The organism is Aeromicrobium sp. 50.2.37 (genome assembly GCF_024655735.1).
GTDB lineage: Bacteria > Actinomycetota > Actinomycetes > Propionibacteriales > Nocardioidaceae > Aeromicrobium.
This window is the reverse complement of sequence record NZ_JANLGG010000031.1, coordinates 12,214-34,907: the sequence shown is the minus strand read 5'-3', so window position 1 is coordinate 34,907 and position 22,694 is coordinate 12,214. Positions and strand designations below refer to the sequence as shown.

Genomic DNA, 22,694 nt, shown 5'->3' with positions numbered 1-22,694 from the left:
GCGTGCGCGCTCGCCGGCAGGGGCGCCGCGACCACCAGGGCCGCGACGACCACCGCGAGGACGGGACCGACGGATCTACGCACGGCGTCGATCCTGCCGCACGACACCCAGCAGGGCGAGCGCGGCGACGGCGAGCGCTGCGCCGGAGAGCACCCTGCTCAGGGTGTCGGAGCCTGCCTGGTCGTCGCTCGCGCTCGAGGCCTCGTCGGTGTCTGCACCCGCCGCCCCGTGGGCGCCGGAGCCGTGGCCGTCGGCGGAGGCCGCGAGGAGGGTGAGGGTCGGTGCGGGCTTCTCGGGCTCCTCGTCGCCCTGCTGCACCTGGTCCCAGTCGACGACCTCGCCGTCGTCGTACGTCTGCTCGGCGGCGAACCGGACCGACTCGGCGTCGGGGAAGGGGCCGCCGGAGAGGGCGAACTCGTCGAACTCACCGGGCGCGATGCCGTCACCCTCCGCGGTCCAGGTGACGGTGCGGACGGCCTCGGTGATCTCGGTGCCGTCGACCTCCACGGGCTCGGGCAGCGGGCCCTCCTGCATGGAGACCTTCCACCCCGGCTTCGGCTGCGCGGTGAGGTGGAGGAACGGGGTGTCGGCGGGGAGGGTGACGACGAGCTTCGTGGTGTCGGCCGTGTCGGACTCGGTGGGGACGCGGAACACGACCTTGCCGTACCCCTCGCGCGCGGCGTCGGGCGAGGAGACGGACACGTGGGCCGAGGCCGGTCCCGCGAGGGCGAGGACGGCTGCGGCGGTCAGGAGCGGAGCGGCGGTCAGCCGCGCAGGCAGACGAGAGTGGTGCATGGACATGAGGGAACCTCCGGGTGGTGCAGGAACGGGTGGTGCAGGACGGTCGGGTCGGTCACGCCGCCGAGGGCGGCGCGCGACTCCTGACCGACCGGACCACCCGACGACCGCGGTGGACGGCCGTCGTCACCCGGACGACGTGGTCGACGGCAGGCACGGGCACGACCTGCGGGACTTCCAGCACGTCGCCGACGGCGTCGGCCAGACGCCACCACAGGTCCTCGGCGTGGCGCAGCGCCAGCAGGCTGAGGCCCGTGACGACCACGTGCGTGAGGACCATCGAGGCGTCGTGCGGACCCGACCCCGACCCGAGCACGTGCAGGCCCACCTGGCCCAGCGCCAGGAGACCGACGAGCTGACCGGTCGTGATCCGCCGGCCGGCCAGGAGCGCGGTGGTCGCCGAGGCGACGACCGCGACCGCGAGGAGGGCTCCTGCCCCGACCTGTCCCCCGGCGCCCACGTGGGCCGTGGCGCCGCACAGGGCGACGGTCAGGCCCACCAGCACCGACCGGAGCGCACGCACGGCGGCGCCCCGGGGGCTGACGGTGGGCATCATCGACACGGCACGACCCTAGGCCAGGGGCATGGGCGACCTGGCGGCGGCCGTTACCGTGGTGGCCATGTCCGACACGCAGACCACCGCAGGGATCATCGCGCTCGACGACCAGTGGGGGGCGCACAACTACCACCCGCTGCCCGTCGTGATCGCCGAGGCCGAGGGCGCCTGGGTCACCGACGTCGAGGGCACGCGCTACCTCGACTTCCTGTCCGGCTACTCGGCTCTCAACTTCGGTCACCGCCACCCCGACCTCGTCCGGGCCGCGCACGAGCAGATCGACCGGCTCACCCTCACCTCGCGGGCCTTCCACAACGACCAGTTCGGGGCGTTCTGCCGCGAGCTCGCCGAGCTCACCGGCACCGAGATGGTGCTCACCATGAACACGGGCGCCGAAGCGGTGGAGTCGGCCATCAAGGTGGCCCGCAAGTGGGCGTACGAGGTCAAGGGGGTGGCCTTCGACGCCGCCGAGATCATCGTGGCCACGAACAACTTCCACGGTCGCACCACCACGATCGTCTCGTTCTCCGACGACCCGGCCGCGCACGACAACTACGGTCCCTTCACCCCCGGCTTCGTCACGGTGCCCTACGGCGACGCCCAGGCGGTGCGTGACGCGATCGGCCCGAACACGGCCGCCGTGCTCATGGAGCCGATCCAGGGCGAGGCCGGCGTCGTGGTCCCGCCCGAGGGCTTCTGGGCCGACGTCCGCGAGGCGTGCACCGAGAACCAGGTGCTGCTGATCGCCGACGAGATCCAGTCGGGCCTGGCCCGCACCGGGCGCCTGTTCGCGCTGGACCACGAGGACGTCCGCGCCGACCTCTACACGCTCGGCAAGGCGCTCGGCGGGGGGATCATCCCGGTCTCGGCCGTGGTGGGCCGCGCCGACGTCCTCGGGGTGCTCAAGCCCGGCCAGCACGGCTCGACCTTCGGCGGCTACCCGGTGGCGTGCGCCGTCGGGCGTGCCGTCGTGCAGCTGCTCGCGTCCGGGGAGTTCCAGGAGCGTTCCGCCGACCTCGGTCGGCACCTGCACGACCGCCTGCAGGCCCTCGTCGGCCAGGGCGTCGCCGAGGTCCGCGGCCGCGGCCTCTGGGCCGGGGTCGACATCGACCCGATGGCCAAGACCGGGCGTGAGGTGTCCATGGCGCTGCGCGACGAGGGCGTGCTGTGCAAGGAGACGCACGAGCGGACCCTGCGCATCGCTCCCCCGCTGGTCATCACGCGCGACGAGATCGACCACGCGGTCGACGCGCTCGAGCGCGCGCTCAAGGCCTGAGCGGGCCGGCATGGACGTCCTGCTGACGGTGCTCGGGCTGGTGGCGGGTCTCGTCCTGCTGCTGGTCGCGGCGGCCGTCGTCCGCGTGGTCCGCCTGCGCCGCCAGCACCGGCGCCGGGTGGCCGAGCTCCGCCCCGAGCACGCGGAGCAGGCCGTCCTCTTCGCCGTGGCGTCGGACCGGCAGACCCAGGTCCGTGGCATCGGCTCGCTGCTCCTCGGGCCCGAGCACCTGGCGTTCGTCACCCTCGTGGCCGGCCGCGACGTGGTGGTCCCGCGGGACACGGTCACGTCCGCGTCCGTCTCGCGGACGTTCATGGGCCGCTCGTCCGGCCAGGACCTGCTGGTGGTGACGTGGGAGCGCGAGGGCCTCGGCGACGCCGCCGCCTTCCAGGTGGGCGATCCCGCCGCGTGGCGCGAGCGGCTCGCCTGAGGACTGGTCGAGGCGTCAGGAGAAGAACGTGGCCCCGCCGGGCGGTGCGGGTGAGGGCTCGGAGCGCTCGTCCGTGAAGGCCTCTCCCCCGGCGAGCCTGTCCCGGACCTGCGCGGTGTCGAGGACCCGGTAGGGGAACGGCGAGCTGGCCGCGCGGCGCGAGAGCGGACCCGGATCGACCGGGGACCGGGACGCGACGACGAGCACGTTGCCGTGGCGTCGCCCCTTCAGGGTGGCCGGCTCGGCGCTCACGAGCAGGTGCGGGAGCGACGTCTCGATCGCCCGCAGCGCGTTGCGCACGAAGCCGAACGGTGCCCGGTCGGCGAGGTTCAGCAGGACGATCCCGCCGGGTCCCGCCACGCGCGCGACGTCGGCGTACCACTCGCGGGTCACCAGGTCGGCGGGCACGCGGGCGCCGTCGAAGGCGTCGACCACCACCAGGTCGTACGCCTCGTCGCGCAGGCTGGCCACGCCGGTGCGGCCGTCCTGCGGCCGCACGCGGATGCCGCTGCGCTCGGGAAGCGGCAGCTCGCGGCGCACCAGCTCGGTGAGGGCGGCGTCGGGCTCGAGGACCAGCTGGCGCGAGCGGGGCCGGGTGGCGACCACGTAGCGCGCGAGCGTCATGCCCGCTCCCCCGACGTGCAGCGACCGCACCTGCTCGCCGGCCGGCCACGACGTGTCGACGACGTCGGCCATGCGGCGCACGTAGTCGAACTCCAGGCGGGTGGGGTCGTCCAGGTCGACGTACGACTGCTCCGTGCCGTCCACGCGCACGGTCGCGGCACCTGGTCGGTCGCGATCGCGGACGACCTCGACGGTGCGGCTCACCAGGGGACGTCGACGTCGGAGTCCGGTGACCCCACCTCCACGCGCAGGACACGGGCTCCCTGGGGCGTGGCGATGGTGACGACCGACCCGGCGGTGAGCTGACGTCCCCGCCGCGTCTCGACCTCGCCGTCGACGCGCACGTCGCCCGAGGCGACCAGCTCACCGGCCTGGGCGCCCGACTCGGCGACGTCGGCGAACTTGAGCAGCTGCCCGAGCCGGATCATCTCACCGGTGATCTCGATGGTCTCCGCCTCGTCGGGTCGTGTCATGGCACCAGCCTAGATCCCGGGATCTACGCTGGACGGGTGGAGCCGACGAGCGTGCGCGCCGACGTGTGGGTGTGGTCGGTGCGGCTGTTCGGCTCGCGGTCGGCTGCCACGACCGCCTGCAAGGGCGGCCAGGTGCACGTCAACGGCAAGCGCGCCAAGCCGTCGCAGGCCGTGCACGTCGGCGACCGCGTCGAGGCCACCACGCCCGGCGGTCCCCGCGTCGTGGTGGTCCGCAGGGTGCTGCTCAAGCGGGTCGGGGCGGCCGTCGCCGTCGAGTGCTACACCGACCACTCGCCTCCTCCGCCGCCCCGCGAGGAACGCCTCGTGATGCCCCGACGTGAGCGAGGGGCCGGGCGCCCGACCAAGCGTGAACGCCGCGAGATGGACCGCTTCCGCGGCCGGTGAGCCCGACCGGCTCAGAGCCCCCGGACCAGCCACGGCAGGAGATGGTCCGACGCCAAGGGCGCGAGCGCGACGTCGGGGTCGGCGGGGTCCACCCACCGCGCCTCCTCGATCTCCGCGGCCGCAGCGTGCCGAGGATCGGCCAGACGCAGCGTGAAGCAGTGCGCGACGAGGTCGTGCCCGGGCTCGTTGGCCGCGGCGGTGCGGATCGTGTCGAGGCGGACGAGGTCGCCGGCGGCGACGACGAGTCCCAGCTCCTCCGCCAGCTCGCGGCAGAGAGCCGTGACGTGCGACTCCCCCGGCTCGGGCTTGCCACCCGGGTTCATGAAGAGGCTGGTGCCCCGCTTGCGCACCAGCAGCGTGCGACCGTCGGGCCCGGTCACGAGCGCTGCCACCACCTCGATCACGGGTCGGTCGGGCGGTGACGGGGCCAGGCCGCTCACGGCGCCGGGGTCGGCAGGACGCCGCCCCACTTGTCGGTCCAGCCCGGCGGATCGGCGAGGCGGGCGAGCAGCCGCTCGAGGTCCTCGTCGACGTCGACGATGTCCTGCTGCTCCGGGCGGACGAAGCCCTCGGCGACCATCCGGTCGAGCATCAGGCGGATCGGGGACCAGAAGCCGTTGACGTCGAGGAAGCCGCACCGCTTCGCGTGGATGGTGAGCTGGGCCCACGTCCACTGCTCGGCGATCTCCTCGAGCGTGCCGGCGCCGCCGGGAAGGGCGAGGAACGCGTCGGCCAGCTCGGACATCCGCAGCTTGCGCTCGTGCATCGTCTCGACGACGTGCAGCTCGGTGACGCCCGTGTGGGCGAGCTCTCGCGCGTGCAGCGACTGCGGGATGACGCCGACCACCCGGCCACCGGCGGACAGGGCGGCGTCGGCCACGACCCCCATGAGTCCCACGCGCCCACCGCCGTACACCACCGTGATGTCGCGCTCGGCGAGCGTGCGGCCCACCTGGGCGGCCGCGTCGCCGTACGCCGCGTCCGATCCGAGGCTGGACCCGCAGAACACCGCGACGGCTCGCACCGCGCCGGCCCCGGCCGTCACGTCGCCGCCTCCAGCGCGTCTCGCAGGGCGGTCACGCTCCGGCGCCCACCTGCCACCGACCAGGTGAGCCCGTCGACCTCGACCTGCTCGGCCACGCCACCGGCTCCCCTGACGAGCGCGGCGCCGGGCAGCCAGTCCCACGCGGGGGTGCTGTGCTGGAACCAGGCACCGAGTCGTCCGGTGACCACGCCGACGAGGTCCATCGACCCCGAGCCGTGCATGCGCAGGGTGGCCGGGAGCGCCGCGGCGCGCAGGAACGGATCGCGCACGTGCGCGTCGGCCACGTTGCCCGGGTGCAGGTAGGTGGCCGCGCCGACCAGGCGCACGTCGTCGTCGGCCACGGGTCCGACCTCCTGACCGTTCCAGGTGGTGGGCGTCCCGGGACCTCCGACGAGCACCCCGTCCCGCGCGTGGGCCACCGCCCCGAGGAGCAGCTCGTCCCCGTCGACGAGCGCGACGGCGGAGCACCAGTAGTCCGATCCGCTGGCGAAGTTGTAGGTGCCGTCCACGGGATCGATCACCCAGCGACGGCCGGACGAACCGGTCTCGTCCGTGCCCTCCTCACCCAGCAGGCCGTCGTCCGGCCGCTCCGCCCGCAGGGCCTCGACGACGAGCGCCTCGGCGGCGTGGTCGGCCGCCGTGACGACGTCGGAGACGGAGGTCTTGCTGCGGACGTCGAGGTCGGAGCCCGCCCGCATCCGGGCGGCCAGTGCGGCGGCCTCCGTGACGAGCCTGACGGCGAGGTCTGCATCGGCGGCGAGTTCACTCACGCGACCATCCTGCCGCCCGGGGACGCCCGGACGCGCCGCGGGTCAGCCTTCGCGGGGTGCGTACATGATCACCGCGACCCCCACGAGACAGACGGTCGCACCGATCACGTCCCAGCGGTCGGGCCGGAAGCCGTCGACGACCATGCCCCACAGCAGCGAGCCGGCCACGAACACGCCGCCGTACGCGGCGAGGATCCGCCCGAAGTTCGCATCGGGCTGCAGGGTCGCCACCAGGCCGTAGACGCCGAGCGCGACGAAGCCGGCGCCGATCCACAGCAGGCCGCGGTTCTCGCGGACGCCCTGCCAGACCAGCCACGCTCCGCCGATCTCGGCGACGGCCGCCAGGACGAAGAGGACGACGGACCGGACGAGGTCGACACGCTCGAGGTCCATGGGCTCAGGCCTCCGCGGCTGCGCCCAGACGTTCGCGCACGGTCCCGACGAGCCGCCGCAACGTCACGAGGTCGGCCTCGCTCATGTCGAGGATCTCGGCACCGTGGGCGTAGATGCGCGCCGCGAGGGGCCTCAGCGCGGCGCCCTCCTCGGTGAGGGTGACGAGGGTGGACCGCTCGTCGGCGGGGTTGCGCGCACGCACCACACGTCCGTGGGCCTCCAGCCGCTTCACCAGCGGCGACAGCGTGCCGTAGTCGAGGTGCAGTCGCGCCGCCAGGTCCTTGACGCTCTGTCCGTCCCGCTCCCACAGCGCCAGCAGGACCAGGTACTGGGGGTACGTCAGGTGGTGCTCGTCCAGGATGGGCCGATAGGCAGCCGTCATCTGGCGCGAGGTGGAGTACAGGTCGAAGCAGAGCAGGTCGGACACCGTGGGATCGCTCATCGCGTCAGGATACATCGTGCGCGATGCATTGTGTGCCGGCGCGAGCCGTCGTCAGTCGAGCGAGAGCCGCACGAGCACCGGGTTGTGGTCGGAGACCAGCGGCGCCGCGTAGCGGCTCCCCGACATCGGGGCGGCGTTCTCCCAGCGGGTCACGACGGTCCGGCCGGGCACGACCCACACCTTGTCGACGTGGTCGCCCCAGGTGACCGACGTGGTCGGGGTGGTCTTCCAGTCGTTGTAGCTGTTGTGGTGCTGACGGCCCACGCTGCGTGCGAGGTCGTACGCGTCGCGGTAGCCGGCCGAGCGGAGCACCGAGGCCTGCCAGTCGTTGGACCGGTTCCGATGGCTGTTCCAGTCGCCGGCCAGCACGACCTGCAGGCCTTCGGGGTTGATCTGCCGGACTGCGTCGACGAGCCTCGTGGTCTCCGTGCGGCGGACGGTCGCCTCACGGTCGCCCTTGCCGCTGGTGAGGTGCACGCTCACGTAGATCACGTGCTGACCCGTCGCCAGGTCCTCGACCTCGGCCCACACGGCGTACTTGCCGCCGCCGAGGTCCAGGCAGCCGTAGCGTCCGTCGTCGGCCTCGCGGCACTCGCGCACGGTCCCGTCGAGCTGCTCGCGCGTGGTGTCGCCCTTGGTGACGACGCCGTAGATCGCGGGGTTGAGGAAGAGGGACTTGCTCGAGTAGTAGGCGGCCCGGGTGTAGCCCGGGACGGCGGTCGGACGCCCCGACGCGAGCACCTTGGACTCCTGCAGGGCGAGCACGGACGGCTTGCGTGCCTTCACGAAGGCCTGGAAGGCGGCCTGACGACGCGACCAGGCTCCGCCGCCGGAGGTGCAGCCCGACTTCTCCGTGCAGAGGTTCCACGTCGTGACGCTGCGGCTGGCCCGCGCTCCTGAGCCCTGCGAGGCGATCGTCGTCCGTCCCACGCGGGAGGCCCTGGTCCCCTTCTTCGAGCCGTTCACGCCACGCACGGTGACGAAGTACGTCGCACCTCGCTTCAGTCCGGTCAGGGTGATCGAGGTCTTGCTCGTGCGCTTGTGGACCTTGGCCTTCATCACGCCGCTGTAGGACGTGGAGAGGAACAGCTCGTACGACCTGGCGTTGCGGGCCGCGGGCCAGCGCAGCGAGAGCGACGCCTTGGTCCCGCTGAGGCTCGCACCCGTGAAGGTGATGAGCCCGACCTTCGACGGCTTGGCGGCCGCCTCGGCGGGTGCGCCGAACAGTCCGACCACGAGCACGGCTCCCACGACGGCAGCGCTGACACGACTCCACACGATGATCTCCCTGTGACGCCTCTCCCAGTGCCTCCCAGCACGACGTCGGTGCGAGCCTAGGCGATGGTCCCTTCGATCGCAGGACTTTCGTCACATCCCGCGGTCCGGTACGGGTCGTCCCTCCTCCCGTCGCGTGGCCGCCAGTCGCGACGCCGCACCTTGCCGGTGTCAGGGCGCAGCGGACCCCGGACGAGCTCCCAGGAGCGGGGGTGCTTCCCGCGGTCCAGGCGGCCCGAGATCCACGCCAGAAGCTCCTCCACTCCGGCCGTGGTCTCGACGACCGCGTGGACGACCTGGCCACGGTCCTCGTCGTCCCGCGGGACGACCACCGACCCGCGGACCTCGGGGTGGGCGTCCAGCACCTGCTCCACGTCGGCGGGATGCACCGGTCCCCCGGCCGTCACGATGACGTCGTCCAACCGGTCGCCGACGTAGAGGTAGCCGTCGCCGTCGAGGTGGCCGCTGTCGCCCAGGGTGTGCCACCCGTCGCGGACCCTCGGCGTCTCCCCCACGTAGGAGTAGGTCGGCGCGTCCCTGCGCATGACGATCTCGCCGACCTCGCCGGGAGCACAGTCCGCGCCGTCCTGCCGGACCACGCGGAATCGTGAGCCGCCGCAGCCTCGACCGACCGATCCCGGGTGGTCCAGCCACTCCCGCCCGGTGATCATCGCGAGGCCCTGGGACTCCGTCCCGGCGTAGACCTCCACGACCCGATCGGGTCCCAGCCAGTCGATCCATGCGCGCTTCAGCCACGGCGCGCACCGCGCACCGAGGTGCAGGACGGCCTCCAGGGACGAGACGTCCGCCGTCTCCAGACGTTCCGGACCCAGCCGGTGGATGCGGTGCATCATCGTCGGGACGAGCATCCCCCACGTCACCCGGTGCTCCGCGACCAGGGAGAGCCACGCATCCGGCTCGAAGCCCGACATGAGCACCAGCTCGTGACCCGTCATCAGGCCCCGCATCGCGTAGACGAAGGGGGCTGCATGGGTGAGAGGCCCGGCGACCAGCTGCACGGCGTCCCGTGGCACGAAGTCGGCGATCGGGCCGTGCGGATCGACGGTGCCCGGCGCAGCGGCGCGCACCAGCTTCGGACGACCGGTGCTGCCGCTCGTGGCCGGAGCCTTCCAGGACGTCGCGACCCGGTCCGGCAGAGGGGTCCCGTCGCCCTCCGCGACGCCGATCGGGCGGTCGACCACGAGCGCCGGCCGGGCCAGCTCGAGGACACGGTCGCGCTCCTCCGCCCCGATCGTGGTCGACAACGGCTGCGGCGTGGCGCCGAGCTTCCACGCGGCGACGCAGGCCCGCACGAAGTCGAGCCCGTTCGGCAGGCTGATGGTGACCAGGTCGTCCTGGCCGACCGTTCCGGACCAGGCGCGCGCCAGTCGGTTGGTGTCGAGGTCGAGCTGACGCCGCGTCGTCGTGACGGCCCCGTGACGGACGGCCACGGCACCCGGTTCCTGCAGCGCCAGCACCTCGAGCGCACGGGCGATGCTCATGCTCATGCCCGCACCGCGCTCCGTTCGTAGAGGTCAAGGTGCGCCGCAGCGGCCGCCTCCCACGTCGACGCCCGGGCGAGGGCACGTCCCACCTCTGCGTCGGGAGGGGTCTCCAGCACCGTGGCGAGCGACCCGGCGATGCCCATGAGGTCGGAGGCGTAGACGACGGCGTCGCCGAAGACCTCCCTCAGCACCGGCAGGTCCCGGGCGACGACCGGCAAGCCGGCCGCGAGCGCCTCCATGGCCGCGAGGCCGAAGCCTTCCTTGGTGGACACGAAGGCCATGGCCGCCGCACCGGCCACCAGCGACGGAAGGGCATCGTCGTCGACCACGCCGAGCATCGTCGGTTCCACGGACAGGGCGGCGGCCCTCCGATCGAACGCCGCACGGTAGTCGCGGTAGTCGAACAACGTCTCGCCGCCGGCGAACACGAGTCGCACCTCGGGGCGTCGCCGGCGGATCAGCGCGAAGGCCTCCAGCAGGTCGATGCTGCCCTTGCGGGGCTCGATGCCGCCGAGCGCGAGGACGTACGGTCCGAGCTCGGCCTGCCAGCGACGTCGCGACTCGGCGCCCTCCGGCTCGGCCGCACGGGCGAAGCGTGCCGCGTCGACGCCGTTGGGGATGACCACGGGGTGCACGCCGAACTGCGTCGCGACCTCCATCGCCACCGTCTCCGACACGCACACGTGCCCGGTCGGCTCGACGACGGCCCGGTCGTGGCAGGCCACCAGCTCGGGCGTGGTGAAGGTGTCGAGGTGGTGGATCGTGCGCAGGCAGGGCAGCCCGGCGGCGAGCACCGCGTTCGCGCTGATGCAGTCCTGCGCGTGGACGACGTCGTACGAGACGTCGGCGAGCGCAGCGGCCAGCGTGTCGATCGAGCGCACGATGCGGGCCCCGACGCTCTCCGCCGGAACCTCCGGGAAGGGGACGGCGTGGATCCCGACGGCCGGGTCGACGGGGCGGAAGAAGGTCCGGTCACCACCGCGCGCCAAGGTCCAGACGTCGACGTCGCAGCCCTGGCGGGCCAGGGCCTCGGCCAGGGCGAGAGTGTGCACGACGCCCCCGCGGGGCTTGGTCGAGTAGGTCAGCAGGGCGACGCGCATCAGCGTCCCCGCCGTTCGACGACGTAGCTGCTGGGTGTCAGCTCCTCGAGGTGGTGGAGGATGCGACGAGAGCGCGCGATCTCCCGCTCGACGTCGACCTCCGCGACCGCCAGGGCGCCCTTGGACCAGGTGCGGGCCAGCACGTCGCCTCCCGGCCCGACGACCTTGGCCTGCCCCAGGAACCGGAGACCTCCCATGACGCCCGTCTGGTTGGAGGAGACCCACACGACCTGGTTCTCGGCGGCGCGAGCGCTGTCGTAGAGGTCGAACAGCCGCGACTGACGGTCCTGCGGCAGACGGGACGCCCGGTCGGTGATGCTCGCCGGCCACGCCGAGAGGCATGCGACGACGTCGGCGCCGTCGAGGGCCAGCGACCGGGCCGACTCGGGAAACGTCTTGTCGTAGTCGATCACCATGCCGAGCCGACCGAGCGGGGTGTCGAACGCCCGGAACGTCCCACCCGCGCGGTAGGCCAGCGCCTCGCCCGCGGGCTGGTGCACCTTGCGGTGACGCCCGAGCACCCCGTCCCCGGTCACGCAGAGCGCAGCGTTGTGGTGGACGACCTCCTCGTCCACGGTCGCCTCCTCGGTGTACCCGAAGCAGACCACCATGTCGCCCGCCATCTCGACGACGCGAGCGATCTGCCACGCGTCCTCACGCAGCGCGGGCGGCATCGCGTCGGCCGACGGGTGCCGCAGGTCGGTGAGGTAGCCGCCCAGCGTGGCGTCGGGGAACACGAGCAGCTCCACACCGCTCGCCCGGGCGTCGTCGACGATGCGCTGCATCTTCTCGAGTCCTCGGTCGAGGTCCCGCCCGAAGTGGGCGGCGACCGCGGCGATCCGCACGTCAGGCCTCCTGCACCACCGGGCGGAGCGCACCCGTGATGCAGTCGGCCACGTGGCCGGCGTCGGCGGCGACACCGAGGAAGCGCCCCGACCCCCAGGTGTGCATCCACGGGAGGCCGACGAAGTACAGGCCGGGCACCGACGTCACGCCGCGGGTGTGGGTCGGCCGCCCCGTGCCGTCGAAGACACCGACGCGGAGCCATCGGTAGTCGGGGCGGTAGCCGATCGCCCACACGATCGACGTGACCCCCTCGCCGGCGAGGTCCAGGGTCGTCGGGTCCTCCTCGGGCGCCCACGGCGGCACGTACGGCGCCTCGGTCGGGGCCTCGATCCCCTCGCGCTCGATGAAGCGGTCGATGTCCCGCTGGATGGAGGTGTAGACGGCGTCGGCGGCGTCGAGCGAGGCCGTCAACGTCGGCGCGACGTCGAGCACGGTGCCCTGGGCGTCGACGACGGCCCCGTAGAGGCGCATGCCCTCGCGCGCGAAGGCGCGCAGGTCGATGTCCCGCCCGCCGTCGCGACCGGTGACGTAGTGGTTGGTCTTCTCGCGCGCGGCGAGCCCGCCCGGGTACTGCTGCACGGCCGTGTCGTAGAGGCCCATGTCGGCGAGCCAGGTCATGCAGTCCCGGCCACGGTAGGTCCGCGCCACCCTGGGCGCGTTGCCGAGGGCGAGGTGGACCTGACGGCCCTCGAGGTGGAGGTCCTCGGCGATCTGCGCGCCGGACTGGCCCGTCCCCACCACGAGGACGGCGCCGGCCGGGAGCTGGTCGGCCCGCAGGTACTCCTGCGAGTGCAGCTGGACGACGGACGGGTCGATGGCCCGCGCGAACGCCGGTTCGATCGGCCGGTGGTAGCCGCCGGTGGCGACGACCACGTCCTGGGCCTCGATCGTCTCCCGACCCTGGGGGGTCTCGAGGTCCAGGACGAACCCGCCGCCCTCTCGCTCACGCACCTCCGCCACGCGGGTGTGGCAGCGCACGGGCGGGTCGAACGTGCGCACGTAGCCGGCCAGCCACGCGACGACCTCGTCGCGGGTCATGAACCCGTCGGGGTCGGGACCGTCGTAGACGTAGCCGGGGAGACGGCAGTGCCAGTTGGGCGTCACCAGCGTGAAGTTGTCCCACCGGCTGTCCGCCCACTCGTGGGCCGGCGTGCCGGACTCGAGGAGCACGTGCTCGACCCCCTGCGCCGTGAGGTGGTGGCTGACAGAGAGGCCTGCCTGCCCGGCTCCGACGATCGCGACGGGGATGGTCATGCCGGTCCTCCTGACAGGGGCGGGTGCATCGCGACGACCTCGACGGTGGCGTCGGGGGCGAACGCCGACGCGGCCGTCTCGATCCGCTCGCGCGACGCGGCCGAGGCACTGCAGGCGAAGCCGTACCGCGCCCGGACACGGTCACTCGCGACGGCGAGAGCGTCCGACGAGCGCCGGACGAACTCCTCGACGGGGTAGCTCCGGCCGACCTCGAGGTGGTCGTGCACCACCAGCGAGGGCGAGTAGCAGGGCTCGACCCGGCCGTCGGGCCAGCGCACCGAGAAGGTCATCTCAGGCATGGGCCGGCTCCCGGTAGGTCTCCGGACGCCGGTCACCGAGGTGGAACATGGCCCGACGAGCCCCCTCGAGCTCGGCGCGGACGTCGAGGCTCGCGACGGCCGTGCCACCGTCCGTGCCGGTCGTCGCGCGGACGTCACCGCCCGGACCGACGATCTTCGCGCTCCCGACGAACCTGAGGGAGCCGAAGGTGCCCACCTGGTTCGAGGCGACCCAGACGATCTGGTTCTCCAGGGCCCGTGCGCTGTCGAACAGGTCGAACCGGTGGGTCCAGCGATCGTCGGCCAGGTCGCCCGCCGTCGCCGTGCGCGAGGCCGGCCAGGCCGAGATGCAGGCGACGACCTCCGCCCCGTCGAGGGCGAGCGCACGCGCCGCCTCGGGGAAGGCCTTGTCGTAGCAGATCAGGGCGCCGAGGCGGCCGACCGGCGTCGAGAACGCCTGGAAGGTCTCCCCTGCGGCGTAGAACAGACCTTCGCCGAGCGGCTGGTGCACCTTCCGGTGGACGCCGATCACCCCGTCCCCCGAGACGACCGCCGCGCTGTTGTACCGGGTCGACCCGTCGGACTCGCAGAGCCCCACGACGAGAGTCATGTCGCCGGCGATCTCGGCGACGCGACGCAGCTCGGGCCCCTCCACGTCCATGACGGGCGGCAGCGACTCGGGCTGCTCGTCGTGGCTCCCGTCCCGGCCGCGCCCGAGGACCGAGAGGTACCCGCCGAGGCAGGCCTCCGGCAGGGCGAGCAGGTCCACCCCGCCTCCTCGGGCCGAGCCCACGATCTCGGCGATGCGCGCGAGGTTCTGGTCGACGTCGCGACCGAAGTTCTCCGAGACGGCTGCGAAGGTGGTCATGCTGCTCCCATTCCGGTGACGGGACCGCGGACGGCCTCCGTCTCCACTCCGTCGGGCCAACGCAGCCCGACTCCGGTCCCGGCGGTGATCTCGCCGCAGACCCGTGAGGTGACGAATCCGGGCAGGTCGCCCGGGTCCGCCGTCGGTCGGTCGGTGGTGACCATCGCGAAGCCGGGGAAGCAGGTGAACCAGTCCCCGTGCGTGGCGCCTCGCGGCGTCGGCACGTGCTCGACGTCCAGAAGGGCGCGGACACCGCTGGCCTCGGCGAGCATGCCCGTGCTGCCCACGAGGCCGGACATGCTGACGTCCTTCGCCGCCGTCGGCGCGAGGGAGCCGACGGTCCGGCCCAGGGCACGCAGCTGCTCGCCGGAGCGGTGCGACGAGGAGTCCCACTGGGCCCCGCTGTAGCCGGGCCGCCACCCCCCACCCAGATCGGCGGTCAGCCGCACCGCCTCGCCCGGGCGCGCACCGCCGCCGGGCACCGGGCGCGACGTGCGGCCCAGGGCGGTGACGGACAGGGCAGCGGGCACGCCGAGCTGGGTGTGACCACCGAGCACGGGCACGCGCCAGGCCTGGACCGCGGAACGGAGCCCGGACATGATGCGCTGCGCGAACGAGGCGTCCCGGGCACCCACGGCGTCCAGCAACCCGACCGGGTCCGCGCCCATCGCCGTCAGGTCGTTGAGGTTGACCAGGGCCGCGCACCAGCCTGCCCACTCCGGATCACGCTCGACCATCGACGGCAGGATCGCGTCGCACGCGGCGACCAGGTCCGAGCCCGGCACCGGGACGCCGTCGTCCCCGCGGAACCCGGCCGGTCCGTCGAGCCCGGCCAGGAGGGCACCGAGCGGCGCCTTCGTCGCTGCGGCGAGCCGCTGCACGCGACCGATCGGCCAGTCGACTCGGACGTGCGGGTGCCCCAGCAGGACGGTGTCTTCCTGGACCTGCCACCCGAGCCGCGTGAACAGCACCGCATGACGAGCCTGGACCAGCGCGTCGAAGCGCAGCGCGCCCGCGGACTCGGCACGGGCGCAGGCGGCCCGCACCAGTGCTGCACCGACGCCGACGCCGCGACGTGCCGTCGGCAGCACCGCGAGCCGGCTCCCCCGCCACCAGCCGATGTCGCGGCCGGCCGTCGACGGGTGCGGCGCCGGGTGCAGGCGGACGCCTCCGAGCACCTCGCCGTCGTTCGTGCGTGCGACGAGCACGATGGTGCGCGGGTCGTCGTCGACGTCGTCGTGGTCGTGGCCCTCGAACAGCCCCTGCTCCCGGACGAAGACCTCGCGTCGCAGCAGTCGGTACGCATCGATCTCCCGCAGGTCGGCCTCGACCACGAGGAAGGCCTCCGTGGCCGCGGCATGGACGCGGCGAGAACCCGTGAGGATGCCGTTGTCGACCGTCATGTCAGGCCCCCTCGCAGCTGAGGGCGGAGCAGGCACCGCACGCAGCACAGCCTGCGGCCTGGTCGGACCCGGCCATCCCGGACCGGCGCAGCGCCGCGGCCACCCGGATCGTCACCGAGCCGACCTTCGACGCGGCCGGAGCCGGGGCGTGGTCCACGTCGGTGGCGAGCGTGCCCGCGAGCGGACGGAACGGGACGACGAAGGGGTAGACGCCCATCTCGATGAGCTCCTGCGCCGCGGCGACGAGCTCGTCGGGGTCCTCCCCGAGCCCGACCAGGAGATAGGTGGAGACCTGGTTGTGCCCGAAGACACGGACGGCCTCGCGCCACGCTGCCCGGTACTCCTCGAGCGACACCGTCGCCTTGCCCGGCGTCCAGCGGCGACGCACCTCGTCGTCCATCGACTCGACGTGGATCCCGACGGACCGGGCACCGGCCTCGTACAGCTCGGTGATCGACCCGAGGTCGGCCGGCGGCTCGATCTGCACCTGGATCGGGAGGTCCGGAAGGACGGCCCGGACCGCCCTGACGCAGCGGGCCAGGTGCGTCGCTCCCCGGTCACGCCCCCGCGAGGTCCCGGTGGTCATGACCATCTGGGTGATGCCGTCCAGGTCGTGGGCGGCCTTCGCCACCTCCGCGACCTGCTGTGGAGTCTTCACCGCGATCGTCGTGCCCTGCTCCAGTGACTGCTCGATGGCGCAGAATCGGCAGCGGTCGGACTCGTCGTAGCGCATGCAGGTCTGCACGACCGTCGTGGCCAGCACGTCGGCCGCGTGGAGACGGGCGATCTTCTCCATGCTGGTGCCGTCGGAGGTGGTCAGGTCGTAGAAGGCCGGCCGGGACACCGCCTCGACGCCGAGCCCGGTGTCGGCGCCGTCGAGGAGCAGGCGTCCGCCATCGACGGAGTAGGGGCTGCGCGGGTTGAGCGGGATGGCCGCACCGACCCCGTCGAGGAGCACGTGACCGTCGGCGCTCGGGCCCGCACCGTTGGGTCGGGTGAGCGGGGCGTCGAGCAGGCGGATGCCCTGGATCGCGACGTCGACCCGTGTGCTGGTGCGCGTCTCCTCGGAGGACGGTGCGGTCATCCCGGCCGCCTCAGAGGTTGTACGTCGAGTTGATGATGGCGCCCTTGCGGGCGTAGTGGATCAGCGCGTCCTGCACGTCGAGCGGGTGCGCCGGGATGACGCCCTCGATCAGGTCCTCCTCGCGGAGCCCGTGCAGGGCGAGCCCGAAGCGGCAGCAGTAGACCGTGCCGCCCTCGCCGATGAACGTCTCGAGGGAGGCGTTCATGTTGAGCTCGCCCGGGAAGCCGGCGTCACCGGTCGTCGGGAAGCCACGGGTCGCCATGCAGGCGAGCGTGCCGGGGCCGTAGAAGTACATCGCTGAGTCGAAGCCCTTCCGCAGCGCGCGGGTGGCCTGCAGGATCGCGACGAAGCTCACCGACGACTCGTGCGGGATGCCGTGGACGAGGGTGAAGTACGACTCGCCGTCCTCGGCCTGGTAGTCGGGGAACAGCTTCGTCGAGCCGTAGAGGTTCGTGCCCTTCGGCTGCGAGGGGTGCGGGATCTCGGCGAGCGACTTGGCGATGTTCTCGGCGATCTGGTCGTCGATGTCGGTCATGCGGCTTCTCCTGGTGATCGGTCCTGCGGTCGGGTGCTGCGATCGGTCGTGCACTGGCGCCACGTCGGTGTGGTCCAGGGACTGAGGGGGCTAGGTGCCGTAGAGCGCCTCGAAGTTGCGGCGGAAGAAGTAGTCGGCCAGCTCGCCGTCACCGGCGGCGGCGGCGAGGCGCGCGTGCTCGCCCTCGAAGTCGCCCCACGGGGCGTCGGTGGCGAAGAGGATCCGGTCGTGGCCGACGCCGCGCCTCTCGATCTCCTGGACCAGCCAGGCTGGCGCGAAGCCGATGGTCCACGACGTGTCGGTGTAGACCTGCTTGCCCGCCTCGATCCAGTCGAAGAGGCGACCGCCGATCAGCTTCATGTGGCCGCTCATGCCACCACCGAGGTGGACCAGGTGGATCTTCGTGTCGTCGCCGTACCGCTCGACGAGCGTGCCGACCTCGTCGACGTCCGAGGCCGCTCCCGGCGACGTGTGCACGTGGACGACGAGGTCATGGGCCGCTGCTGTCGTGAAGATGCGGTCGATCTGCTCGGCGCAGTCCGGGTCGGACGGGCTGCCTCCGAGCAGGAAGCTCGTCTTCAGCGCCTTCACGCCCTGCTCCCCCACCAGCGCGAGCGCGGCGTCGTTGCGAGCCGCGTCCGAGGCCTTGGGCGAGACCCACAGCCCGCAGCTGATGCGGTCGTCCTTCTGCGCGGCCTCGATCGCGAGTGGGTTGAGGTCGAAGGCCGCGTCGGGGACCGGGACGCCGTAGTTGGGCAGGACGAGTGCCCGCTCCGTTCCCTCGGCGTCGAGGGTCGTGACGAGCTCGGCCACGGTCGCCTTGGCGGTGACGTCGGCACGGATCGCCGGGCCCCCGTAGAACGGGTAGGCCGGCAGCGCACCGATGTGGCGATGGGAGTCGAGCTGCGTGCTGGCCATGCTCCAAGTCAGCCTGGCCGTCGTTTCAGGCTGGTCACGTCCGGAACAAACCCGCGATAAGCGGTGATGTCGTTCTTGTTTCGACGCCCTCGCAGCCCCGTCGTGACCGGTTCGCCCCTCACCCGGGCCGAGCGTCACCGGGCGAGTGCATCACCCGTCGAGGAAGTCGTCCCGTCGGCTGGGGTCGCCGGCACGCTGCAGGTGGAAGCGGCGCACGAGCCGGATCAGCGGTCGGACGAGGAGCTCCACGCTCCCGGCCACGAAGAACCAGGTGCCGATCGTGGTGGTGGACTCCCAGAAGAACAGGATGCTCCCGGCCAGGAACCAGAGGGCCACGAGGACGTCGTTGACGATGCTCAACGTCTCGTACCGCTGGCGGATCACCAGCGTCTCGCGGCCCACGGTCAGCGTGAGGTCGTCGTCCTTGCTCATCGTCCGGTTCCTCTCGACGTCCTGCCCAGCCTGGCACCGACCTCCCGCGGCCCCGTCGGGACCCCGCGGCGCCCATGGCCGACGACCGCGTCCGAGAGGCTGAGAACGAGGCGGAGGCCGCCCCCGCGACGAGCGGGAACGGCCTCCGACCTGCGGTTTCCTCGGTCGGGCTGACAGGATTTGAACCTGCGACCCCCTGACCCCCAGTCAGGTGCGCTACCAAGCTGCGCTACAGCCCGATGAACCTCCGCAACCCTACCCCACGCTGGACGGCGCACCGGCGCGAGGTCATGGGGCGTCGACGGTGAGCGGCAGGCTCCGCCCACTCGTGAAGGTCCGTGGCCGCTCGTCGACCGGGTCGACGAAGGACAGCGTGCGGGCGAGGAGCTGCAACGGCGTGCTCATGTCGTCGACGGGCAGGTCGAGCACGTCGGGGTAGAGCGGGTCCCCGACGATGGGGACACCCAGCCCGCACAGGTGCAGGCGCAGCTGGTGGGTGCGGCCCGTGGCCGGGCTCAGGCGGTACACCGCGAGCTCGCCGCGCACCTCCTCGAGGTCGACGTGGGTCACCGCGTTCACCGCGGCGTGCGGCACGACCTCGGCACGCAGGGTGCCGCGGTCCTTGCGCACGTGGTTGCTCACGGTCAGCGGGAGCGACAGCCCAGGGTCGTGCCGCGCGAGCGCCAGGTAGGTCTTCTGCACCTCCCGGTGGGCGAACAGCGACTGGTAGGCACCACGCCAGCGCCGTTCCTTGACCAGCACGAGGACCCCGGACGTCACCCGGTCCAGCCGGTGCGCGGGCGTCAGCTCGGGCAGGCCGAGCTGGTCGCGCAGTCGGACCACGACGCTCTGGCGCACGTGGCGCCCGCGCGGGATCGTGGCGAGGAAGGCCGGCTTGTCGACCACGAGCAGCCGGTCGTCCTCGTGGAGCACCGGCATGTCCCCCGGCACCTCGGGCTCGTCGCGCAGGTCGCGGTGGAACCAGACGAACGTGTGCGGGCGGTAGGGCTCGTCACCGACGAGCGGCGTGCCGTCGCCCAGCACGAAGCGGCCCGCGGCGAGCATGCCGCCGACGTCGACCCGCTCGGGCAGCCTGTCGCGCAGCCACGCACCCAGCGTCGGCGCGGGCGCTGGACGGGTGCGGTCGTGGTCGGGCGTGCGCACCCATGCCGCACCGAGCCCGTGACGTGGCGGCAGCGGTGAGCGTGGCGGCACCTCGGGTCAGCGCCTGCCGCGCTTCTCGCGCGGACGCTGCTGGATGTGGATGGGCGTGCCGACGAACCCGAACTCCTCGCGCAGACGACGCTCGACGAACCGGAGGTAGCCGGCCTCGAGCTTGCCGGACGTGAAGAGGACGAAGGTGGGCGGCGCCGTCGACGCCTGGGTGCCGAACAGGATCTTGGCCTGCTTGCCACCGCGCACCGGGTGCGGGTGCTCGGCCACGAGTCGGCCGAGGAACGCGTTCAGCGCACCGGTGCCGATGCGGGTCTCCCACCCCTCCAGCGCGGCGTCGAGCGCCCGCACCAGACGGTCGACGTGCCAGCCCGTGCGGGCCGCGAAGTTGATCCGCGGCGCCCACTGCACCTGCACGAGCTCGCGCTCGATCTCGCGCTCCAGGTAGTAGCGCCGCTCCTCGTCGACGAGGTCCCACTTGTTGAACGCCACGACGAGGGCCCGGCCGGTCTCCGCCACCGACGTGACGATGCGGATGTCCTGCTCGGTGAACGGCTGGCTGGCATCGACGATCACGACGGCCACCTCGGCGCGCTCCACCGCGGTGGACGTGCGCAGGCTGGCGTAGTACTCGTGTCCGGAGGCCTCGCGCACCCGACGGCGGATGCCGGCGGTGTCGATGAAGCGCCACTCGCGACCGCCCAGCTCGACGAGCTCGTCGACCGGGTCGACCGTGGTGCCCGACGCGTCGTCCACGACGACGCGGTACTCCCCCGCCAGCTGGTTCAGCAGGCTGGACTTGCCGACGTTGGGCTTGCCGACGATTGCGACGCGACGCGGGCCGCCGACCTCGGGGTCGCGGTCCGGCGGCGCGTCGGGCAGGACGGCCAGGATGGCGTCGAGCATGTCGCCGCTGCCACGACCGTGCAGGGCCGAGACGGGGTAGGGCTCGCCCAGGCCGAGGTTCCAGAGCGATGCGGCCTCGAGCTCGCTGCGCTGGTCGTCGACCTTGTTCGCCGCGAGCACGACCGGCTTCTTGGCCGCCCGCAGGATCTTGACCACGGCCGCGTCGGCGTCGGTGATGCCGACCGTGGCGTCGACGACGAACAGCACGGCGTCGGCGGCCTGGACGGCCACCTCGGCCTGGGCGGCGATGCGCTCGGCGAGTCCGCGTGCGTCGGGGTCCCAGCCGCCGGTGTCGACGACCGTGAAGGCCTTGCCGTTCCACTCCGCGTCGTACGGCACGCGGTCGCGGGTGACGCCCGGGACGTCCTCGACGACGGCCTCGCGGCGTCCGATGATGCGGTTGACGAGGGTCGACTTGCCGACGTTCGGACGGCCGATGATCGCGAGGACGGGCAGAGCGGGGTCGACCGGCTCGCGGGCGGGGGTGTCAGACATCGGTACTTCCTCGGGGCAGGGGACCGGGCAGCTGCAGGTGCCCGGTGGCCGCGGCCCACTCGACGTGGTGCCGCAGGTGCTCGGTGATCCGACGCCCGACCTCGGCCACGTGGGCCCGCGTGCGAGGCCACGGGACGGGCGTGTCCCGTAAGGGTTCACCGTAGACGACATCGATGCGGGAACCACGCTCGGGCCTGCTCTCGGAGGGCTCACCCGGGGCGCGGGTGCCGAAGATCGCGACCGGCACCACCGGGGCGCCGCTCACCATCGCGAGCCAGGCGACGCCGTCCTTCGTCCGGGCCACGTCACCGGCCCCGCGCAGGCCCTCGGGGTACACGACGACCGACTGGCCGCTCGCGAGCGCGTCCGCCGCGGTCCGCAGGGCCCCGACGTCGCGTCGGAACCGGTCCAGCGGGATCTGCCCGGCGAACCGCAGCAGGCGTCCGGTTCGACCTTCGAACGCCTCGACCTTCACCAGGGCGTGGGCCGGCCTGGGGGTGCACAGGATGAGCAGCGGACCGTCGAGCCACCCGATGTGGTTGCTCGCGTAGATCACGGGACCGTCGTCGGGCACCCGGTGCTCACCGCGCTGACGCACGTCCCACCGGCGGTCCAGGTACCGCCGCGCGAGCGGTCGGAGCAACCGCAGCCCGGTCTCCGGGAGGCCCTGTGGAGGGCGACTCCCCCGCGCTGTGGAGAGGAGGTGCTCGGTCACGCCGTCCGGGCCTCCTCCACCAGGGCGGCGACGGCGTCGACGACCTCCTCCAGGCTCAGGTGGGTGCCGTCGATCTGGACGGCGCCGTCGGCGCGGGTCAGGGGCGACGTGGCGCGCGTGGAGTCGATCCGGTCGCGGGCGGCGAGCGAGGCGGCCGTGGCCTCCTGGTCCGCGCCGCCGCGCTCCGCGGCCCTGCGGGCCGCCCGTGCCTCGGCGTCGGCCACCAGGTAGACCTTCACGGCCGCGTCGGGCGCGACGGTGGAACCGATGTCGCGTCCCTCGACGACGATGCCCTGGTCCGCCGACGCGATGACCCGGCGCTGCAGCTCGACGAGGAGCGTCCGCACCTGCGGCACCGCCGCGACGGGACTCACGTGCGCCGTGACGTCGTCCTCGCGGATGGCCTGCGACACGTCGGTCCCGTCGGCCGTGATGGTGGGGGCCCCCGGGTCGGTGCCCGAGACGATCTGGACGTCGGCCGCGTCGCGGGCGATGGCGTCGGGGTCGCCGAGGTCGGTGCCGCGCTGGAGCAGCGCCCACGTGACGGCGCGGTACATCGCCCCGGTGTCGAGGTAGGCCAGCGACAGCCGCGTCGCGACTCCCCGCGCGGTGCTCGACTTGCCCGAGCCGGACGGTCCGTCGACGGCGACGACGAGGGTGCTGCTCACAGGGGATGACTCCTTGGGGTGCTGGTA

At 72.9% G+C, this 22,694-nt stretch carries 28 protein-coding genes and 1 tRNA gene; 3 read left to right on the top strand and 26 right to left on the bottom strand.

What is annotated here, in order from left to right; genetic code table 11:
- Positions 1 to 75 precede the first annotated feature (75 nt).
- Both NUV38_RS14870 and NUV38_RS14865 read right to left on the bottom strand, forming a co-directional pair.
- Positions 76 to 795 (bottom strand): YcnI family protein, encoded by a 720-nt coding sequence (locus NUV38_RS14870; RefSeq protein WP_257729867.1) that lies wholly within the window; start codon positions 793 to 795, stop codon positions 76 to 78.
- A gap of 58 nt (positions 796 to 853) precedes the next feature.
- Positions 854 to 1,360 carry a hypothetical protein gene (locus tag NUV38_RS14865; RefSeq protein WP_257729866.1) on the bottom strand — a complete coding sequence of 169 codons (507 nt, stop codon included), beginning with the start codon at positions 1,358 to 1,360 and terminating at the stop codon, positions 854 to 856.
- A 58-nt stretch (positions 1,361 to 1,418) separates the two neighbouring features.
- Between NUV38_RS14865 and rocD the strand changes: the two genes are divergently transcribed.
- Both rocD and NUV38_RS14855 read left to right on the top strand, forming a co-directional pair.
- Positions 1,419 to 2,630 carry an ornithine--oxo-acid transaminase gene (gene rocD / locus NUV38_RS14860; protein ID WP_056578464.1) on the top strand — a complete coding sequence of 404 codons (1,212 nt, stop codon included), beginning with the start codon at positions 1,419 to 1,421 and terminating at the stop codon, positions 2,628 to 2,630.
- Between the two features lie 10 nt (positions 2,631 to 2,640).
- The gene (locus NUV38_RS14855; RefSeq protein WP_257729865.1) at positions 2,641 to 3,060 is read left to right on the top strand and encodes a hypothetical protein; all 420 of its coding nucleotides are present in this window, start codon (positions 2,641 to 2,643) and stop codon (positions 3,058 to 3,060) included.
- A 15-nt stretch (positions 3,061 to 3,075) separates the two neighbouring features.
- Here NUV38_RS14855 and NUV38_RS14850 read toward each other — a convergent pair whose 3' ends face one another.
- Both NUV38_RS14850 and NUV38_RS14845 read right to left on the bottom strand, forming a co-directional pair.
- Positions 3,076 to 3,888: a spermidine synthase gene (locus NUV38_RS14850; RefSeq protein WP_257729864.1), complete on the bottom strand. Its 813-nt coding sequence runs from the start codon at positions 3,886 to 3,888 to the stop codon at positions 3,076 to 3,078.
- On the bottom strand, positions 3,885 to 4,112 hold the full coding sequence (locus NUV38_RS14845) for an RNA-binding S4 domain-containing protein (protein ID WP_374627350.1): 228 nt from the start codon (positions 4,110 to 4,112) through the stop codon (positions 3,885 to 3,887). Before NUV38_RS14845 ends, NUV38_RS14850 begins: the two co-directional genes overlap by 4 nt.
- Before the next feature lie 81 nt (positions 4,113 to 4,193).
- Between NUV38_RS14845 and NUV38_RS14840 the strand changes: the two genes are divergently transcribed.
- A complete protein-coding gene (locus tag NUV38_RS14840; RefSeq protein ID WP_055968376.1) occupies positions 4,194 to 4,562 on the top strand; it encodes an RNA-binding S4 domain-containing protein in 369 nt (122 codons plus the stop codon).
- 11 nt (positions 4,563 to 4,573) lie between these two features.
- On the opposite strand, the gene NUV38_RS14835 is transcribed toward NUV38_RS14840, so the two are convergent.
- The 22 genes from NUV38_RS14835 to cmk form a co-directional block, all read right to left on the bottom strand.
- Complete coding sequence (locus NUV38_RS14835) at positions 4,574 to 5,002, bottom strand: NUDIX domain-containing protein (protein ID WP_257729862.1); 429 nt, start codon at positions 5,000 to 5,002, stop codon at positions 4,574 to 4,576.
- On the bottom strand, positions 4,999 to 5,607 hold the full coding sequence (locus NUV38_RS14830) for a TIGR00730 family Rossman fold protein (protein WP_257729861.1): 609 nt from the start codon (positions 5,605 to 5,607) through the stop codon (positions 4,999 to 5,001). Before NUV38_RS14830 ends, NUV38_RS14835 begins: the two co-directional genes overlap by 4 nt.
- Entirely contained in the window at positions 5,604 to 6,377 is a 774-nt protein-coding gene (locus NUV38_RS14825) for an inositol monophosphatase family protein (protein ID WP_257729860.1), read from the bottom strand. Before NUV38_RS14825 ends, NUV38_RS14830 begins: the two co-directional genes overlap by 4 nt.
- 42 nt (positions 6,378 to 6,419) lie before the next feature.
- Complete coding sequence (locus tag NUV38_RS14820) at positions 6,420 to 6,770, bottom strand: YnfA family protein (protein WP_257729859.1); 351 nt, start codon at positions 6,768 to 6,770, stop codon at positions 6,420 to 6,422.
- A gap of 4 nt (positions 6,771 to 6,774) precedes the next feature.
- A complete protein-coding gene (locus NUV38_RS14815; RefSeq protein ID WP_257729858.1) occupies positions 6,775 to 7,212 on the bottom strand; it encodes a MarR family winged helix-turn-helix transcriptional regulator in 438 nt (145 codons plus the stop codon).
- A gap of 51 nt (positions 7,213 to 7,263) precedes the next feature.
- Complete coding sequence (locus tag NUV38_RS14810) at positions 7,264 to 8,490, bottom strand: endonuclease/exonuclease/phosphatase family protein (protein ID WP_257729857.1); 1,227 nt, start codon at positions 8,488 to 8,490, stop codon at positions 7,264 to 7,266.
- Positions 8,491 to 8,546: 56 nt separating this feature from the next.
- Positions 8,547 to 9,995, bottom strand: a complete 1,449-nt coding sequence (locus tag NUV38_RS14805) for an AMP-binding protein (protein ID WP_257729856.1) — start codon at positions 9,993 to 9,995, stop codon at positions 8,547 to 8,549.
- Complete coding sequence (locus NUV38_RS14800) at positions 9,992 to 11,092, bottom strand: MSMEG_0565 family glycosyltransferase (protein WP_257729855.1); 1,101 nt, start codon at positions 11,090 to 11,092, stop codon at positions 9,992 to 9,994. Before NUV38_RS14800 ends, NUV38_RS14805 begins: the two co-directional genes overlap by 4 nt.
- A complete protein-coding gene (locus tag NUV38_RS14795) occupies positions 11,092 to 11,937 on the bottom strand; it encodes a carbon-nitrogen hydrolase family protein (protein WP_257729854.1) in 846 nt (281 codons plus the stop codon). Before NUV38_RS14795 ends, NUV38_RS14800 begins: the two co-directional genes overlap by 1 nt.
- A gap of 1 nt (position 11,938) precedes the next feature.
- Positions 11,939 to 13,192, bottom strand: a complete 1,254-nt coding sequence (locus NUV38_RS14790; RefSeq protein WP_257729853.1) for an MSMEG_0569 family flavin-dependent oxidoreductase — start codon at positions 13,190 to 13,192, stop codon at positions 11,939 to 11,941.
- Positions 13,189 to 13,491: an MSMEG_0570 family nitrogen starvation response protein gene (locus NUV38_RS14785; protein WP_257729852.1), complete on the bottom strand. Its 303-nt coding sequence runs from the start codon at positions 13,489 to 13,491 to the stop codon at positions 13,189 to 13,191. The genes NUV38_RS14790 and NUV38_RS14785 overlap by 4 nt, the downstream gene beginning before the upstream one ends.
- Positions 13,484 to 14,338, bottom strand: coding sequence for a carbon-nitrogen hydrolase family protein (locus tag NUV38_RS14780; protein ID WP_257729851.1), 855 nt, complete (start codon positions 14,336 to 14,338; stop codon positions 13,484 to 13,486). Before NUV38_RS14780 ends, NUV38_RS14785 begins: the two co-directional genes overlap by 8 nt.
- Positions 14,335 to 15,741 carry an MSMEG_0567/sll0787 family protein gene (locus NUV38_RS14775; protein WP_257729850.1) on the bottom strand — a complete coding sequence of 469 codons (1,407 nt, stop codon included), beginning with the start codon at positions 15,739 to 15,741 and terminating at the stop codon, positions 14,335 to 14,337. The genes NUV38_RS14780 and NUV38_RS14775 overlap by 4 nt, the downstream gene beginning before the upstream one ends.
- Before the next feature lies 1 nt (position 15,742).
- Positions 15,743 to 16,825, bottom strand: coding sequence for an MSMEG_0568 family radical SAM protein (locus tag NUV38_RS14770; protein ID WP_257729849.1), 1,083 nt, complete (start codon positions 16,823 to 16,825; stop codon positions 15,743 to 15,745).
- A 10-nt stretch (positions 16,826 to 16,835) separates the two neighbouring features.
- Positions 16,836 to 17,360 carry an MSMEG_0572/Sll0783 family nitrogen starvation response protein gene (locus tag NUV38_RS14765; protein ID WP_055968405.1) on the bottom strand — a complete coding sequence of 175 codons (525 nt, stop codon included), beginning with the start codon at positions 17,358 to 17,360 and terminating at the stop codon, positions 16,836 to 16,838.
- 90 nt (positions 17,361 to 17,450) lie between these two features.
- Entirely contained in the window at positions 17,451 to 18,278 is an 828-nt protein-coding gene (locus NUV38_RS14760; protein ID WP_257729848.1) for an amidohydrolase family protein, read from the bottom strand.
- A 150-nt stretch (positions 18,279 to 18,428) separates the two neighbouring features.
- Positions 18,429 to 18,710 (bottom strand): YrhK family protein, encoded by a 282-nt coding sequence (locus tag NUV38_RS14755; RefSeq protein WP_257729847.1) that lies wholly within the window; start codon positions 18,708 to 18,710, stop codon positions 18,429 to 18,431.
- A 165-nt stretch (positions 18,711 to 18,875) separates the two neighbouring features.
- Positions 18,876 to 18,949: transfer RNA gene (locus tag NUV38_RS14750), tRNA-Pro, on the bottom strand.
- A 49-nt stretch (positions 18,950 to 18,998) separates the two neighbouring features.
- Positions 18,999 to 19,814: a pseudouridine synthase gene (locus tag NUV38_RS14745; RefSeq protein WP_257729868.1), complete on the bottom strand. Its 816-nt coding sequence runs from the start codon at positions 19,812 to 19,814 to the stop codon at positions 18,999 to 19,001.
- Positions 19,815 to 19,931: 117 nt separating this feature from the next.
- Positions 19,932 to 21,284 (bottom strand): ribosome biogenesis GTPase Der, encoded by a 1,353-nt coding sequence (gene der, locus NUV38_RS14740; protein WP_257729846.1) that lies wholly within the window; start codon positions 21,282 to 21,284, stop codon positions 19,932 to 19,934.
- Entirely contained in the window at positions 21,277 to 21,999 is a 723-nt protein-coding gene (locus NUV38_RS14735) for a 1-acyl-sn-glycerol-3-phosphate acyltransferase (RefSeq protein WP_257729845.1), read from the bottom strand. The genes der and NUV38_RS14735 overlap by 8 nt, the downstream gene beginning before the upstream one ends.
- A complete protein-coding gene (gene cmk / locus NUV38_RS14730) occupies positions 21,996 to 22,667 on the bottom strand; it encodes a (d)CMP kinase (RefSeq protein WP_257729844.1) in 672 nt (223 codons plus the stop codon). Before cmk ends, NUV38_RS14735 begins: the two co-directional genes overlap by 4 nt.
- Between the last annotated feature and the right edge of the window lie 27 nt (positions 22,668 to 22,694).